The sequence below is a fragment of the Marinobacter sp. H13 genome, from assembly GCF_059072335.1.
Window position 1 is genome coordinate 361932 of sequence record NZ_JCACRU010000009.1, and the last position, 17555, is coordinate 379486.

The 17555-nt window shown below is 51.1% G+C and carries 11 protein-coding genes; 4 read left to right on the forward strand and 7 right to left on the reverse strand.

Going from position 1 to position 17555, the window contains the following annotated elements; translation table 11 throughout:
• Positions 1-381: 381 nt before the first annotated feature.
• Complete coding sequence (locus AC5JQH_RS23410; protein ID WP_138437831.1) at positions 382-996, reverse strand: tyrosine-type recombinase/integrase; 615 nt, start codon at positions 994-996, stop codon at positions 382-384.
• Between the two features lie 244 nt (positions 997-1240).
• A complete protein-coding gene (locus AC5JQH_RS23415) occupies positions 1241-3124 on the reverse strand; it encodes a sigma-54-dependent Fis family transcriptional regulator (protein ID WP_493806195.1) in 1884 nt (627 codons plus the stop codon).
• 209 nt (positions 3125-3333) lie between these two features.
• On the opposite strand from AC5JQH_RS23415, the gene AC5JQH_RS23420 reads away from it, so the two are divergent.
• The 4 genes from AC5JQH_RS23420 to AC5JQH_RS23435 all read left to right on the forward strand — a co-directional run bounded on the left by AC5JQH_RS23420 (position 3334) and on the right by AC5JQH_RS23435 (position 8965).
• Positions 3334-4257 carry a transporter gene (locus tag AC5JQH_RS23420; protein ID WP_475064055.1) on the forward strand — a complete coding sequence of 308 codons (924 nt, stop codon included), beginning with the start codon at positions 3334-3336 and terminating at the stop codon, positions 4255-4257.
• A gap of 39 nt (positions 4258-4296) precedes the next feature.
• On the forward strand, positions 4297-6408 hold the full coding sequence (locus AC5JQH_RS23425; RefSeq protein WP_493806196.1) for a PQQ-dependent dehydrogenase, methanol/ethanol family: 2112 nt from the start codon (positions 4297-4299) through the stop codon (positions 6406-6408).
• Positions 6409-6422: 14 nt separating this feature from the next.
• A complete protein-coding gene (locus AC5JQH_RS23430) occupies positions 6423-7937 on the forward strand; it encodes an aldehyde dehydrogenase family protein (protein ID WP_069183782.1) in 1515 nt (504 codons plus the stop codon).
• 251 nt (positions 7938-8188) lie between these two features.
• The gene (locus AC5JQH_RS23435) at positions 8189-8965 is read left to right on the forward strand and encodes a LuxR C-terminal-related transcriptional regulator (RefSeq protein ID WP_083231811.1); all 777 of its coding nucleotides are present in this window, start codon (positions 8189-8191) and stop codon (positions 8963-8965) included.
• A gap of 518 nt (positions 8966-9483) precedes the next feature.
• Here AC5JQH_RS23435 and AC5JQH_RS23440 read toward each other — a convergent pair.
• From AC5JQH_RS23440 to gmtY, 5 genes are read right to left on the reverse strand one after another with little or no spacing between them, the layout of a single operon-like run.
• Entirely contained in the window at positions 9484-11661 is a 2178-nt protein-coding gene (locus AC5JQH_RS23440) for an AAA family ATPase (RefSeq protein ID WP_493806197.1), read from the reverse strand.
• The gene (locus AC5JQH_RS23445) at positions 11654-12094 is read right to left on the reverse strand and encodes a VPA1267 family protein (RefSeq protein ID WP_092032536.1); all 441 of its coding nucleotides are present in this window, start codon (positions 12092-12094) and stop codon (positions 11654-11656) included. Before AC5JQH_RS23445 ends, AC5JQH_RS23440 begins: the two co-directional genes overlap by 8 nt.
• On the reverse strand, positions 12087-12722 hold the full coding sequence (gmtX, locus tag AC5JQH_RS23450; protein WP_493805113.1) for a gamma-mobile-trio protein GmtX: 636 nt from the start codon (positions 12720-12722) through the stop codon (positions 12087-12089). The genes AC5JQH_RS23445 and gmtX overlap by 8 nt, the downstream gene beginning before the upstream one ends.
• Positions 12715-16014 carry a gamma-mobile-trio integrase GmtZ gene (gene gmtZ / locus AC5JQH_RS23455; protein WP_493805114.1) on the reverse strand — a complete coding sequence of 1100 codons (3300 nt, stop codon included), beginning with the start codon at positions 16012-16014 and terminating at the stop codon, positions 12715-12717. Before gmtZ ends, gmtX begins: the two co-directional genes overlap by 8 nt.
• Positions 16004-17383, reverse strand: coding sequence for a gamma-mobile-trio recombinase GmtY (gmtY, locus tag AC5JQH_RS23460; protein WP_493805115.1), 1380 nt, complete (start codon positions 17381-17383; stop codon positions 16004-16006). Before gmtY ends, gmtZ begins: the two co-directional genes overlap by 11 nt.
• Positions 17384-17555: the final 172 nt, after the last annotated feature.

Sequence of the window (17555 nt, forward strand, 5' to 3'; positions counted from 1 at the left end):
ACCCTTTCCCGCAGACTGGTTCGATGTCTTTAGCAGAATCTCGTACCCAAAAGATGGTGTGAGAAGAATTCTAGTCTACATAACCGGTCTTTCTAGCCCAAGTTTTGACAGGCAGCTCAAATCCGGTCGGACGGGAGATAACTTTGGACTTACCGCAACAACCTGGATACGCACCATCAGTTAACCCTCTCGAACTCTGGCTGATTCTGCACCCCTTTTCGTGGCCACGTTGAGAAGGAGCTTTTCAGGATATCTTTCTAAAGGCAAATGTTCGCTTTTGTTTAACGACTGGAGAAGCCTGATCGAAACCCGAGGGTGATCATCGACCGGGGCTGGCAGCGTCTGCGGCATCCACAGTGACCAAGGAAACAAGTTACGCAGCTAGATCTCAATACTCTCAGCTATCTCCAGAGCATCCTCGACCTCGACACCAAGGTACCGCACGGTGCTCGACATATTTGTGCGTCCCAACAGCAACTGGACGGCTCGAAGATTCTTGGTCTTCTTGTAGATCAATGTCGCTTTGCTACGTCTCATTGAATGGGTTGCGTAGACTGAAGGATCAAGTCCAATGCTGGTAATCCACTTTTTGACAAGACGGGCGTATTGATGAGTGGTGATATGGTCATACTTTCGCATCCGGCTCGGCCACAAATAATCCATACCCGACAGTCCGCGCAACTCGATCCATGCTTCGACCGATTCGCGAGTCTTTTTGGTTATCTCAAACTGAACAGGCTGACTAGTCTTCTGCTGGATGACTTGCGCCCGATCCAGAACCTCACCGTTTCTGGAAATATCTCGAACCAAAAGCTTTACCAGATCGCAGGATCGAAGTTTGCAGTCAATAGCCATGTTAAACATCGCCAGCTCGCGGATGTTCTTCGCTATCTCTAGACGAATACGGACAGCCCATATTTGTTCGAGTTTGAGCGGTAGCTTCTGGCCGACGAGCTTCCCTTTGTTCCAGGGAGCTTTGCTGGTAGGAACCGTCATGACGTGGCCCTCTTCGGAGGGTAAGGGCCTTTAAGTATGGTTCAGAAAATTGTTCCCTGCTGGCCAGCCTGGTCGCAAAGCGGACATTTAGAATGGGCGGACAACGACCGGCACAGCCAAGCTAATGCCCCACAACTAAAAGCCGGATACACCTGACAAACTGTAATGCCCAGGCGCTTACTCGCTGAAAAGAGCGGCGCGTTTTATCCCCTCATGAGAAATTCGGGCTAGTCCACGAATTACCTCAGAGGACAAAATGTTTAATTTTCCGATAGAGAGTGGCTCGTGTTATTCCTAATTCTCGAGCCGCGGCACTGACGTTGTGATTGTGTTTCTCGAGCACACATCGCACCGCTTGGCGCTCCGCAGCGGCGAGTGTGCCGCCCTCGCCTACGTCCACATCCGCAGTATCATTTTTGGCCTTGATGTCCTCGGGCAAGTGCTCAACATCGATAATTCCCTGAGTAGAAAGCGCCTGGCCAAGATTCAGTGCCTGCTGGAGCTCTCTAATATTGCCTCTCCACGAATGGTGCCTTAAGAGATTGCGAGCCTCAGCTGTCAGAATTGGCGGGGAATCTTCCTGTGACATTGATGCCAGCAAGTGATCAATTAAAGCATCGAGGTCTTCACGCTCCCGCAGAGCAGGGAGCTGCACCCTGAGGCCATTGATTCGGTAGTAAAGATCGCTCCGAAAGTCCCCACTCTCCATAAGCTCATCAAGGTTCCGATGTGTCGCACAGACCAGAGAAAACGAGACGGGCCGAGACTTCTCTTCTCCAAGCTTGGTGACAATGCGTTCTTGCAAAACACGTAACAACCGTGCTTGAAATTCTACCGGCATATCGCCTATTTCATCCAGGAAGAGCGTACCGCCGTTCGCTTCCTCAAATTTCCCCTTGGCACCCCCACGTCGGGCACCAGTAAAAGCGCCGTCTGCATAGCCAAACAACTCTGATTCTATCAGGCCGGCAGGAATAGCCGAGCAGTTCACGGCAACAAACGCGCCTTTTGAAGAAGGCCCATTGGCATGTAGCGAGCGCGCTAAAACCTCTTTGCCTGTTCCGGTTTCCCCAGTCACCAGAACCGGAACTCCAAACTGAAAGGCCCGATGCGCCTTGTCGAAAAGTGGTTTTGTAGGCTCGCCCACGTAAAAAGACTGAACGATGTCCGGCCGTCTTTGCTGTGGCATCGAGTTGACGCTCAAAGGCCCTTTGCGAAGACTTTCAACTTTAAGAAAAAGCCTTGCCCCATTGTGACATTCAACCTCAAGAGGGCTTTGTTGTGATCCCTCAATCTCGGCAGCGCGGCATGAGAATAAGTCTTTGAAACAGACATGACTCTGCATCTTCTCGAGAGAATCGATATCCAGCATCTGCCTGGCCGAGGGGTTTGCACCTAAAACTTCACCATCCTCGCCGAAATGTATCAAACCACGCATAGGTGACTGCGTAAGCTCCGGGCGATAGTGAAGCGCGAGGACTAAGGCGCCACGCAAATCGTCGACCATTCGATTCTCAACAGACCGAGTTGCGAGCGCAACTGCCTCAAGAATCCCGACCGGTCGGCCATCATAAGGTTTCGAAGCATTCAAAGCCCCGACCAGCGTCCCTGCAGGGTCAAAAATGGGCACTGCCACGCAGGATAGATCGCGGAGAGAATGCAAGAAATGCTCACTTCCACACACAAGCGACGGCCTGCCTTCTATCAAAGCGCAACCGGGGGCATTGGTTCCAGCTATATCCTCTGAAAGGTCCATACCAGGATTCAAAGCGGCTCCCAGCAATTCGTAGCAGGGACTGTCATTGCCGAAATATTTAATGCTGTGGCCTTCTCTTTCCACACACGCCAAAACCCAACCTGCAGAACTGATTGCACGAAACAACCGATGCATTTCAGGCTCCGCAAATGTCATGAGACGCTGATGTTGATTGCGGATATGAGAAATCTGGTCGAATTGCGCGGCCTCAAGTAAGAGCTGATCAGAGGGGGACACGCCATGTTTTCTGCATCTTAGCCAAGAGCGCAAAACCTCATCCCGCACCCACTGGGATGGTACAACACGCCCTTCGTCAAACAACTCACGGGCTTGCTGGACCTGAGTGTTCAGATCAACGATCTTTTTATGCATAAGGACACCCACCACTCTGTATTTTTTTTATTCAACCATCCAATTTTAGTGTATTGAAACGATCCACTTTTTTCCAAAAACTAAAACATAGATGCTATAAAGCCGCATAAGTAATTGTTTCATAATAATTTCCTAAGGGTCAATCGATCTGGCATATTGATTGCTTAACTTCGAGTGCAATACCAACAAAACTAATAAGAGGCTGCATCATGTCATCTGTATCAAACTATAAGCACAAAAGTTTACTCCGTTCCAGAATTGGGAATTTCTGCGTCGCTTCTGCTGGCCTGGCCACTATGTTGCTGGCTTCTGGTAATGCAGTAGCTATTGAGGTTGATGCCGGGGATTACACAGCATTGCCCGCCGGCACCAATCTTGGAATGGTCTACTATCAATACGCCACTGCCGATTCCCTCTACTCGGATGGAGACAAGGCCCCCATTAACGCTGGATTGGACTCACAGGTAGGAATCCTGCGTGGGGTGCATTTCACTGAAATTGGCGGTTACACAGTAGACCCTCAATTTCTCCTCCCATTTGGCAAGGTGGAAGGAAAAGACGATACCTCTTCCCTTGGTGACACCAGTGGCATCGGCGACCTGATACTTGCGGCGACAGTTTGGCTTGTAAACGAGCCCGAAAGTAACACCTATTTCGGCATTACTCCGTTCCTGTATGTTCCGGTAGGGAGTTACGATCGAAATGACACATTAAATCTTGGCGAAAACCGGTGGAAATATGCATTGCAGGCGGGTTACATCACCGGTCTTACCTCTAAAATCTCGTTAGACCTGATTGGTGATGTCACTTTTTTCGGCAAGAATGACGAACTTGGTGCCTCCAAAGCCACTCTGGAACAGGATCCCTTGTACCAGTTCCAAGGCTTCCTACGTTATAACGTAACACCTCAATGGGATCTTCGCACCGGCATTTCTCATACCCTCGGCGGTGAGACACAAGTAAACGATATAAACCAGGACAATGACCTTGCAACTACCAAGATGACTATCGGTACGGCATGGTTTGCGAATCCGGGACTGCAACTAATCGCAAATTATGGAAGAGATTTGTCCGTAGAAAATGGATTTAAAGAACAGCACCGACTCAACTTTCGTATTCTAAAAGCGTTTTAAAATCCCATAAAACAGTAATAACAACGAAAGGATATAAAAATGAAACTGACTAATAATCACTACAGAAAACGTCTATCAAAAAAACTAACAAGTAGTGCATTAGTTCCATTTTTCGTAATCGGAGCCAGCACTGTTATTGCGGCTGATCAGGTAAATCAAAGCTATATCATTGAAAATGCCAAAACCGGCAAGGACTGGCCCACCCATGGTTTTGATTATGCGGAGACGCGCTTTAGCCCTCTTTCCCAAATTTCGGCGGACAATGTCGAAAACCTCGGGCTTGCATGGTCCTACAACCTTGGGTCTGAGCGAGGTGTCGAGGCCACTCCACTTGTTGTGGATGGCGTGATGTATGTCTCTGCCTCCTGGAGCATTGTACATGCACTTGATGCAAAGACCGGCAAAAAACTCTGGACCTACGACCCTGAAGTACCTGGGGAGGCGGGCTCCAGGGGTTGCTGTGATGTTGTAAACCGTGGCGTGGCAGTGCACTACGGAAATGTCTATGTTGCATCCTACGATGGTCGACTGATCGCCATTGATGCAAAAACCGGCGAAAAAGTTTGGGAAACGAATACTCTGCCCGACAACGGCATGAGCTACACGATTACCGGCGCACCTCGGATTGTTAATGGCAACGTGATCATAGGCAATGGTGGGGCCGAATTTGGAGTCAGGGGCTACATCACAGCTTACGACGCCAAAACCGGGGCACAGAAATGGCGTTGGTATACTGTGCCGGGAAATCCGGACGAACCGTTTGAAAACGAGGCCATGGCTCGCGCCGCAAAAACCTGGGACCCGAGTGGAAAATACTGGGAGGCCGGTGGCGGTGGCACTGTATGGGACTCTATCGTTTTTGATCCGGACCTGAATCTCTTATATATCGGCACGGGTAACGGATCTCCATGGTCACACAAGAAGCGTAGTCCGGAAGGTGGGGATAACCTCTATCTCTCCTCGATTGTTGCTCTCAATGCCGACACTGGTGAGTACGTATGGCATTACCAAGCAACGCCCGGGGACAACTGGGACTATACTTCAACGCAGGACATGATTCTCAGCGAGCTCACGATTGATGGAGAGCGTCGCAAAGTTATCATGCAAGCTCCCAAAAACGGCTTCTTTTTTGTTCTCGACCGGACAAACGGTGAATTCATATCGGCCGACAATTATGTCGATGTTAATTGGGCCACGGGATACGACAGCAATGGTCGTCCAATAGAAGTTCCTGAAGCACGATCCATGGACGAACCCTTCGATATCGTCCCTGGGCCTTTTGGTGGCCATAATTGGCACTCAATGTCTTTTAATCACCAAACCGGCCTGGCCTACTTCCCGTCTCAGCACATCCCTATCACAATGGTCGAGGACCCCTCCTGGGAAAGCATAGAAAGCAATGAGCCGGGACAACCCATGAGTGGCATAGGTTGGAACACCGCTTTCCAACTCAACGTAGCGCCACCATCAAGCAAGCCATTCGGGCGACTTACAGCCTGGGATCCCGTTACGCAGCAGGAAGCCTGGCGTTACGAGCACGTCTCTCCCTGGAACGGCGGAACCCTGACAACGGCCGGCGATCTGGTATTTCAGGGAACCGCAGACGCTCGCTTTATGGCGTTCAACGCGCAAACGGGTGACCACCTATGGGAATCCCCAATGGGTACCGGCGTCATTGCAGCGCCCATAACCTATGAAGTAGACGGCACTCAGTATGTCTCTATTGCAGCAGGCTGGGGCGGTGTTTTTGGACAATCCCAGAGAGCCTCCGACCTCAAGACCGCCGGTACTGTTTATACGTTTGTCCTGAACGGTGATGCCGAGATGCCTGAGTTCACCAAGTATCAGCTGAACTCACTGGTTTCCGGCGTTGACTATAATCCCGACTTTATTGGAGAAGGCACGGCTCTCTACGTCAGTAATTGCGTGTTCTGTCATGGTGTTCCTGGTGTAGACAAGGGCGGTAATATTCCAAACCTGGGCTACTCAAAGAAATCAGTTATTGAAAACCTGGACGCCTTCCTGTTTCACGGTCCATTCGTTTCCCGTGGCATGCCTGATTTTACCGAAACGCTGAATGAGATAGATGTCGAGAAAATAAAAGCGTTTATTCAGGGTACTGCAGATGCTATCCGTCCGAAAAGTCAGTGATTTGAGGGAAACCAATGAATACGTTCACAAAACATCCACATGATTTAGAGAATAAAACCCGGGCGTTCCTGGCTCGTCAAAATCACCGTATGCTGATAGGCGGACAATGGGTTGATGCTCTGGAAAACAAACGTATAGAGGTAGAAAACCCAGCTGAAGAAACGGTTATAGGAAGCATACCCCTTGCACATCCTGATGACGTTAACAAGGCCGTTAGCTGTGCAAAAAGTGCGTTCAATGGTGATGACTGGGGCCGAATGAGACCCTCCGCCCGTCAGAACATGCTTCTCAAACTTGCAGATCTGATTGAGCGAGATGCCAGAATCATTGCTGAGCTGGAAGCTATCGACAACGGCAAGTCTGCTGCTATTGCCGAAGCTGTTGACATAAGCCTGGGTCTGGAATTCTTTCGCTACATGGCCGGGTGGGCAACAAAAATTGAGGGCTCGACTCTTGATGTGTCCATGCCCTTTGCCCCGGCTGACTCTGACTTTTCTGCATATACCCGACGCGAACCCGTCGGTGTTGTTGCCGCAATCATACCGTGGAACTTTCCTTTTCTGATGGCCTGCTGGAAGCTGGCTCCGGCACTTGCAGCGGGTTGCACGGTTGTGTTGAAGCCTGCGGAACAAACTTCCCTTTCTGCCCTCTATCTGGGCGAGCTGATCGGAGAGGCAAATTTTCCTGACGGGGTTGTCAATATCATTACTGGCGAGGGCCAGAGCACTGGGTCGGCACTGATAACTCATCCTGACATCAACAAGATTAGTTTTACGGGATCCACTGAGGTGGGTCAGATCATAGGCCGTGCTGCGATGGATAATATGGCGCGAGTTACCTTAGAGCTGGGGGGCAAGTCTCCAATGATTGTCCTGGCTGACTGTGATCCGGAGAAGGCTGCGCAAGGGGCAGCGGCAGCAATCTTTTTCAACCATGGACAAACCTGCAGTGCCGGCTCGCGACTTTACGTTCACCGAAGCATTTCTGACAAGGTCCTGGATCGGCTCGCCGAGTTAGCAGAGGCAATCCCCCTGGGGCCTGGCCTGGATCCAGCTGCGCAAATGGGACCACTCGTGTCCAGGGTTCAGCTAGACCGGGTCTGTCGCTACATTGAGACGGGCCGCCAGGAAGGTGCCCGCCTGGTTACCGGTGGCGAACGTGCTGACCGCAAAGGTTATTACGTCAAGCCCACCATATTTGCGACCGAAGACGACTCTATGGTCATAGCCAAAGACGAGATCTTTGGTCCCGTTCTGGTGGTCATCCCGTTTGATGATATCGAGGATGTCGTAGACCGGGCCAATGATAGTCGCTATGGCCTGGCAGCGAGTATCTGGTCAAACAATCTTTCTCAAGTGCAACGCTTAATCCCGAAATTAAAGGCAGGCACTGTGTGGGTAAACGGGCACAACATGCTTGATGCAAACATCCCATTCGGGGGCTATAAACTCTCCGGGGTTGGACGTGATATGGGTAAACAGTCACTCGATTCATATCTTGAAACAAAGTCGGTTGTCATTGCCCTCTAGGACGAATGCTAAACCCCAGCTCTGAGAAGCAGGGGTTTAGCCTAGATAGGTCAACCATTCAATTTCCGAGAGTCGAATAACACCTTCCTCACAGGTGAGCCACAAAGCTTCACCGATATGGGGATGAAGAGAATGACGCAGGTCTGCTTTAAGGCTCCTTGCGCGATGCCGCTCGAAATAGTCAATCCATGCGGCGAGGAGTGCGGGCGGAGCACCGGTCAATGTATGTACAGTTTGGCGAGGAATAACAAATGCTAAAAGAAGCCAATAACTTCAGAAGCTTGGCAAAGAGCCAAGCTACGCTGCACTCGCTTCCAGTTCCTGACATTGGGCAGGACGAAGTTGAAATGGCGCGATTGCCCAAGGTCATGATTGCTGATCATCAGCCGCTTTTTCGCGACGCCATACGCGACATTATTTTAGTAAATCATCTTTGTGAACATGTCTTCGAGGTATCCAGCTTGAAAGATGCCATGGAAATCGTGAGTGAGCATGGCAGCCTTGGTCTCATCTTCTTCGATCTCGACATGCCGGAAATGCAGGGGCTTGGCGGTCTCGCTAGCTTAAATGAGATCGCACCTTCGCTACCCATCATAGTTATGTCGGTTAGAGTAAATAGGTATATCACTTCTCAGGCGATTGGCCGGGGGGCCATGGGAGTCGTAGCGAAAAATGCATCAAAAAATGAAATTGTCGACGCTATTCGACAGGTTTTGGATGGCAAGATTTGCATTTGTGCAGGCTCTGACGAATTCGAAAGTGGTAATGGTCTTGCTGCTGGCCGGGCCGGATCAGAAGCAGAGATAGATCGCAGCCAGTTTCAATCTTTAACAAAGCGCCAGTTGATAGTTTTAGAGAGAATAACACTTGGAGAGTCCAACAAACAGATTGCGTACAACTTACACCTGGCCGAAACGACCGTGAAGGCTCATGTTTCGGCTGTTTTACGTAAGCTAAATGTTCAGAACCGCGCGCAGGCGATCCTTGCAGCGAGTTGTCTCGACCTAGTTTCCCGAATGCGCAAATAGCCGGGTGTTTCGCTTCAGGGCAAACCTAAAACGGGGCCGGAGTCGAAAACTGACTGAAAAATCAAATCAGCCGGTGGGTGCTGAGAGAGTTCCAACTGACAGTTTTCGGAACGAATGTCAGGAACATTCGGAGCTTATGTAAACATCCCTGTTTTAGTTGCACCGCGGATTAGGGTTCTCCGCACGGTTGTGTTTTGCCAAACATTCCAATGTCGGAGGGTCTTTCGGTGACTCGTGGGGGGGAAGGCAACCAGGTCACGCGGCCGAAGAAAAGGTCCGCTTTATTGTTCAATTCGGTCGTTTCTGAATGTCCGCTTTTGTTTAGAAACAAACGTTTTGGATCGCTTCAAGTGCTTTCATGAACACAATTTGATGAACAGGAACAGGGCTCTGCCTTCTCGCCGCAAGCGGCGATTCACCAGAGGTATTTAAGGACCAGGGATGATCCGCTAAGCTGGAAATGCGGCACAGCCTGAGGCCCCATTGGCCGCGACCGGCGATGAGGGGGTAGTGCTCTGTCAGACAACCCCCGAATCCCTTTTCCTCTCTGTCAGTAGTTCTCTCAAAAAACTCGCTCGCCGATTCGCATGGCTTTCCGCTTTTGTTATTACCTCGAAATCGCTAACTTGCCCAACAATATGGATTTCTGCCTCGGCGCGGGTAATCGCGGTGTAAAGCCATGCTCGGTCGGAAATGCGGCCCTTCTGTACTACCACGATAATTCTTGGGAACTGGCTACCCTGAGCCTTGTGGAGCGTGATCGCATAGCCAAGTTCCATGCAGTCGAACACATCCTCGGTGATGTCTATCTCCTCTCCGGTATCCAGAGTTACGACACCAAATGTCTCCTGGTCGCCTTGAAAAGCGCGGTCTGCTGAGGATAGGACACCAAGAGATCCGTTCTGGATGCCGACAGTATAGTTGTTCCTAGTGAATAGGATCGGGTCGCCTACCCTCAGATCAATAAAGAAATCATCCCCATGCAGCTTGAACTCCAGCCTCTGGCCGCCTGGATTGATTAGCCGTTGACATTCCAGGTTTAACTCGCCAACCAGGGCCTTCGTTGCACCGATCATCTGTGTATTGTGAGCCGATTCTGCATATAGACTCTTGCACTTATCGACAACCAGCTCCGGAGGCGTCTCGTGGAAGGTGATTGCACCAAATGATAACGATGGAGGAACATCGCCCCGGTTGATGGTGGCAGAGTATTCAGGGATACCCGTTGAGCCTTCCTGACGCTTCACGATATTCAGCTCAACATTGGCAACTGCGCCAGATTCGATTATGTCTGAGAGGACTTTGCCACAGCCTATGGGCGGCAGTTGGTTTGGGTCCCCCGTCAAGATGATACGTACCGACGGATCAAGGTGCGTGATGATCCGATACATGGTCGGCAGGTCGATCATACTGCTTTCGTCGATAACCAAAAGGTGCTTGGGCTGAACCAATGAGGGTGAGATAGGCTCTTCCCGCAAAAGGCGAGCAATCGTCATTGTAAAAAAACCGATGCTTTCGTGCAGTCGCATAGCCGCCCGCCCGGACAAAGCCACGGCGTGTATTTCATAGCCCAATGAAGCATAAGCCTTTAGCACAGTCCGAAGTACTGTGGTTTTTCCAGTACCGGCTCCGCCGGTAATGCAGGACACACCGTTGGTAAGACTGGATTCGACCGCCTTCAGTTGCTGACCAGTAAGACTGTAGGGCAGCTCCAGGGCCGATTCGGTCATCGCTTTGAAGACGGATTCATCTTGATCCGTGATGATTGCCAGTGTTTTGAGCCGCTTGGCGACGACCGACTCCATCATTATCTGGGCGGTCGGGTGATAGGTGCCGGTCTGCGGCCTGAGAATGAACTGGCCATTGAGATAGCCATTGGCAAAGACCTCGGCAACCAGGTCTTTATCGCCCAGAAGCTTTATGATCTCGGGCCTTAAAACTTGATGCGTTGCGTAGGTGTGACCTTTTTCGACCTGCCTGCGGATTGCGCTTTCCAGGGCAGCTGCGAGCCTCACTGGAGCTGATTTCTCAAAGCCCAATTGCTCGGACATCGCATCGATGTCGGCGAACGGCATCCCAAAGCCCAGCAGAGCCCAGGGATTGGCTTTTAGGATATCGACAGTGCGCTCATCGTGATATTTGAGAATACGCTGCTGAATACGCAGCGGAATGCCCAGTGAAGCGAGCAAGTTCGCGTGTGCGAGATTCCGATACTTGGCGTAGCCGTTATGCAGGGCTTCAATTGAGGCGTCGCTCAGAACGTCTCTCAGACGCTCTCTGTGCTCTTCCGTGTCCGATTGGAGCAACGGGTGCAGGTCGCTCCCGAAGGCTTCCCAGAGGGCGCGAGCTTTCGACTCACCAATTCCAGTGAAGTCTTTCTCGGTAGCGATGAAGCGAATGAGCGCTTCACCCGTTTCCGGCAGCGTGCATTCCATCTCAGCCGGATCGTTATACAGATGCTGCTGAAGCTCATAACCGCCCGCCTGGACGGCCTCAAGGGCCCGCTGGCCGCGAACCCGCCACTGCTGCCCCACCGACGGCTGGATCGGTAGAGACTGGTTTTCGCATCGGATGCTGACAATGTACTTGCCCGAATTGATTTTGTAACTGTCGGCTTTGAGAGGTACGCCTGTGAAGATCGTATACTTTGAGCCACTGTGTTGGCAGCTGGTAACACGGAAATAGTCTTCATGCATCGGGCGCTACCCCGAACTCGGTTAGGACCTCCGATAGCTCGCCATAACGCTTGAGCTTGGCTTCGAGGGTTGCCACACGAGCTTTCAGCTCGATGTTTTCCTGCTCCAGTGCCGAGAGACGCCGGGACTCCAAAGCTTTCTGGTTGACCGTGGGATCATAGCGTTTGGGTTGAGACCTCTGAACCGAAGCCTCCTGAGTGAGTGGTGGCAGCACACCCCGCTCACGTAGACCTTGCTCTAACGTTTCCAGGGCCTCCTTGATGGCTGGATTCTGACGCAGAGCGCTTTTGCCGATGCCAATGGCTTTCGCTACCTCGCCACGGTTTAACTGGCCCCGGTGAACGATTTGCTCAAAATCCTCGTCCGTTTGCGTGGCCGCCCAGCGTTGGAAGCCAACGAGGTTCTGGCGAGCTTTCTCTTGTCCATTAGACATGCTTTAAACTCAGCACTTTTTCAATGACGTCAACGAAGCCATTACGGAAGATCACCTTGCCGTTTTGGTCCTTGATACTTCCACGTTCCCCTCGAACCCAACCCTGTCGCATCAGGAACTCATCAGAAATCGCTTCCTTCAGTGCGTCCAACTCATGACTCAGGAAATTTGGAAGTTGTGATTCAACCGCAACTTCCGAACCGGAACGGCAGTCAATTTCTAACTTTTTGATCGACGCAAACCCTTTATTTTCGGCTCTTAGGTGCCGCACTTGCGCAATCAAATCGAGGGCAAGGTAACGATGAGTTGGGTTTCCCAGCTCATCCACCCAGTCGTATTTCCCAGACGGAGTGATTCGACCTTTGATTTCTTTTTTCTTCTGATCGCCAAGCGCCTGCCATGCATCAATCACAGCTCGATACGGTTCGCCCGGCTTATTCCGAATCGTTTGAGTACTTGGAACCCCACGATTCGCGCCAAGCTTGGCAATCGTTGCGATTCTAAAATCAACGGCACCCGAACCATGATGCTCCTGACAGACTTCATGCAGCGCTTCCAGAGATTTTCTCGAGCGAGCGCTTTTTAGTTGGCTCAGAACCGCCTCGTAGACTTCGTTTGGATCACTCATCGCAGATCTCGATTCCTAGCGGGAATTTCAGAGACCCGTTCATGACCGATTCGATCTCTTTGCGTATGTCGCCGAATTTCAACGGTTCAGCAAGGTCTTCTAGCGAGATTTGACCGTTCACCAAGCTGTCAGCAAGGTGCCAGTCATTCCCTGTTTGCTTCATGAGCAATTGAACAACCTGGTTGGCAGCGCGTAGCTGTTGGTCATCGGTTAGCCTGAACATCGCCGGAGCGATCCCATTGGTGTCAGCAAGTTTATCTAACATCTGAGTGAGCAAAGGCTGTGCCCTGGACGCACTTGCGCTTTCGTAGATTTCGGCGTTCGCACACACTTCAGCCAATAGCCTGAAATCGCTTTGCTGCTCGTCCAGATGCATATCCATTTCCACGTAGTTTTCACTGACAATCAATTGCTGTTTATCCGTCTCAGTTTTGTTTAAGAGTTCCGTAGATTGAGTGATGAGCCGATATAAGTGCTGAAGGTCGCACGCCAGCATGTCGAGTTTTCTGGCTTTTTCTTCATAAGCAGCAGTGACTTTTTTGAGTTTTCTTTCGTTCCCAAACATCTTACCTGCACTCTCAGCATCGTAGCGTTCATCATCGAACGCTTGCCTTTGTTCCTCAAGCTCGTGGTATTCCTTACGGATGACGTTAATTTCGAGAATAATTTCGTTGACGATGGCCGATAAGCCACCAAGGAAAGCTGGGCCCGTGATGAAGAACCGGCATCGTGGGCAATTTCTTGTTCCCAGATAGCCGCTGGGAACCGGCGCGTAAAAGGCCTCTTGTTTCCGCTCGACCAACGGCTCACCACCTTGGTCACACTTGGCCCCGCCCACGGGACAAATTCCGATACTCATCAATTGAAAGGCGGCGGCTGGCCAGTTTGAATTCAAACACTGATCCAGAGTGGTTCGATCTGTGGCGATGAGTTCTGATCTAGCCTCATCGATCTTCTTCTGAATGATGAGGTCCTGGTAGCGGTCCAGACTTTGTTCGAGCGCCCGTTTCTCGGCAGCAGCCAATTCCTTTCGCATCATGCTATGGCCAACTTTCGTGTAGTAAATCGTCATTACGAGTGACGCATGGCCAACCAACTTCGAGATCACGGCGATGGACATTCGCCCATCGACAATATACGCCGTAATCAGACTGACCCGTAAGGCGTGGGGGGTGAACTGGCTTTTGTAGTCCACGCTGTTCTTTTTTTGAATTCGCTCAGCCAGATCCTCACCGGGGCTCTGGCTATGGAAAAGCAAAGCGGGCAAGGTACGTGCGAAGGCGGTTGTCGTGAACATGGGCGACACTTTGTCTTCGCAAGCCAACGAAGCCGGATTGCGAAACAAAAACGCCTGCTTCCCCCTTCTCTTGAGGATGTCCTTGTTGGTTCTTTGTCGAAGCTTGATTGCAGTCCAAGGGGTTAACGTTTCGATTGGGTTGTACTTGGCTTGCCAATCCCGTAATCGGATCACCCAGTAGGCGAGGTCGTCGGGCATATGGGGTACGCTGTAGCCCCCGAGTTTCTTTCCGGTTTTGTTCGTCGTGATGTAGGAACTCAGTTCGCCGTCTTCGCCTCTTCTCAGGAAGCCCTGATTGCGCTTCGGAGTGGCAAGATGGCTGATATTCTTGACCCAGAAAACCTTCCCGCCGCGCAAAACCGGAATAAACTCATCTCCCTCACCGCTGTCCAGCCAACAGATCTGTTGGCCTCGCAAGGGCATGGATAACAGCGTGTAATTCGCCACAATTTTGACCGGCGACCAAAGTTCGTAAGCCTCCTCAAAATAGCGCTCACCATTCTGCTTTTTTCGGTCCTTGGTCACGGTTCGATAGATGCAGTTTGGGTCATTCTCATCGATCAGTCTTGGATCGACCTCAAACCAACAATCCTCTAAAAACGGGTGCAACAGGTAGAGGTCCCGCAACGATGTTGCCTCAGGCGGAATCAGGTGCGTTTTGGCTCGCAAAATCGCGTCCAAGGGCAGTGGCGGTTTGTTGGACTCGCTCCGTCGGTAGCTGGGAAACTGATCCAGCAGGCCCTTGAGCACCGTTCGTAAGGGGTTGCGGAATCCTGGCAGGAAAATCAGCTCGCCCTCATCATCCACATCCGCGCAATAATTCTTCAAAACCCATTCGAGAAAATCCGCACAGATGTTATGCCTAGGTTTTTTTACGGTATCGCCCGTTGCGTGAACAAAAGCCTCATAAGCACTCTCATTAAAAGGGATGTCCCTCGACAGCATGGCCCCAGGATCGTCGATCAGCTTCTGCCCCGCCACGTAGACCCTGAGAAAAGCCCTCAAATGTGAGTATTTGGCGGCTTGGTTTGTGCCTGCCTCCACATAACGCTGGATGGCTTCCCAAAACCTCGGATAAATGGTCAGCAATTCAGGGTCAAAGGCGCTTTCGTTTCCTAGAAACATGGGCCAGCTTACCCAGTTCTCAGCGTAGATTTTATCAGGAACGCTCGGCAGACTGGGGTCTTGCCGGTAGCCCTTGTTGTATTCAGGTCGTGATGTTAAGCCCAGTTTCTGCGCGGCCTCGGACGCTTCGGCGTAGGTGGCGTAGAATTTCTCGCCGGGACGCTCTGTACCCAGAAAATCGTACCAGTCCACCCAGTTCTCAGCGTAGGTTTTATCAGGAACGCTCGGCAGACTGGGGTCTTGCCGGTAGCCCTTTTTGTATTCAGGTAGTGATGTTAAGCCCAGTCCCTGCGCGGCCTCGGACGCTTCGGCGTAGGTGGCGTATTTCTCGCCCGGGCGCTCTGTACCGAGAAAGTCGTACCAGTCCACCCAGTCCTCAGCGTAGGCTCTATCAGGAGCGCTCGGAAGCCTGGGGTCTTGCCGGTAGCTTTTTAGGTATTCAGATTGTGATGTTAAGCCCAGTCCCTGCGCGGCCTCGGACGCTTCGGCGTAGGTGGCGTAGAATTTCTCGCCGGGACGCTCTGTACCGAGAAAGTCGTACCAGTCCACCCAGTCCTCAGCGTAGGCTTTATCAGGGGCGCTCCGCAGCCTGGGATCTTGCCGATAGCCTTTTGCGTATTCAGATTGTGATATAAAGCCCAGTCTCTGCGCGGCCTCGGACGCTTCGGCGTAGGTGGCGTATTTCTCGCCGGGACGCTCTGTACCGAGAAAATCGTACCAGTCTACCCAGTCCTCAGCGTAGGCTTTATGAGGAGCGCTCGACAGGCTGGGGTCTTGCCGGTAGCCCTTGTTGTATTCAGGTTGTGATGTAAAGCCCAGTCTCTGCGCGGCCTCAGACGCTTCGGCGTAGGTGGCGTATTTAGTCGTCATGCGAGAGTCCTCTCGAAATTGCAGATATCGGATGCTGTTCGGGTGAGAGTCTCTTCAAATGCGCCCGCATCTGTTTCTCAGTGAGTTCGGTGTATACCTGCTGACTTTCTATTGATTTATGATGCAGCGCGTTTTTAATGATCAGGGAACTGGATTTGGCGTCAGACAAAGCCCGCCCGTATGAGTGACGATGGGCATGGGCCGTTGTTCCAGCTTCTTTTGAAAATGGTAGGCCGACCCGCTCTACTGCTCTTTTGAGCGACTGGTTGTAGCCTTTAATCGAGTGAGGAGCGCCAGTGCGAGTTGTAAACGCAAACGGATGCATTCCATCATCCGAATACCGCTGATACATCAAGTACAACCGCCATAGCTCATTGAAAGTTTCGCCGGCAGATTGCGGAAACCACCAAACCGTCATGAAGTGGAGGTCTTCGTTATCCTCCTTCGGATTTTTCCATCCTGCATGCAGGGTGTGAGACTTCGGATACTCGAATCGGGGCTTTAGTCCGAACCGCTGAAGCAGCTCTTCACGTCTACTTGGGCTGTTCGGACTTAGCTTCCCTTTTTCGGGGTGAAAAACTTTGACGAGCGCCGTTCCATCCTCCCAAGGGATAATGTCTTCTACCCAAAGGTGGAAGCACTCGCTGAGCCGAAGCCCTCCATAATGCATCAACATGGTGATCAGTACATTTTTCAGGTCGAGCCGCTCATGAATCCTATCGCTGGTCTCGAAGCCGTATCGAACGAATCCGTCCCAAAGCAAATCATCAATCCGTCCTTCCGGAAAACTTTTCGTGCTTTCGGTACCTTTTGAGCGAGAAACCTTCCTGGGCATGACATATCGAAAATAAGAGGGGTCCGGCTTGCTTGCCCAAAGATGGGAGAAAAAGGCACGGCGCTTTTTCTGATAATGGGCTGCCAAGCCCATCCATTCCTCATAACGGGTTGGTTTAACCTTCGGGTTTATCTGGTATTTTTTCTCTTCGTGTTGCTTAGCCAACCAGTCTGTGTAGTGTGTAATGAGCTTGATAAGAAAAGCTGCATCGTTGTCTGAGCGTGGCTTCCAACGCAACCAACTGGGGTCATTACCGTTTTCACCAATCGTTCCCGTGTACAGGCTGTTGGAAAACTCTCGGAAAAGCTGATAGTGCTTATCAAAACAGCCCTCGTTTTGCTTTGTGTAATCGATCAAAAGCCGGACTGCGAAGGCGCTTCTGTCTTTCCAGCTCCGTGACTTGTTCCGATGGACGATCAAATAGTCCAGATAGCTTCTCAACAGGCCATCGTGCGTCACGATTACCGGAAGACTGACCTGGAGTCCGGTGTTATCTACTCTGATGTTCGCTTCCAGACAAACACTATTAAGCACATTTTTTCTCGTATCTGTAGTATGTTTTTAATAGTACTATAGTGGGATTAAAGTGAAGAAGAAAGTGCGGATTAGGAACTTTGGGGGATTTTTAAGGTGTTTTTAGTACAGAAACTTCATTCTACTAATCGCTGAAGAAGACTGCAGTCTCGAAGTGGCATCCGAAAGGGCC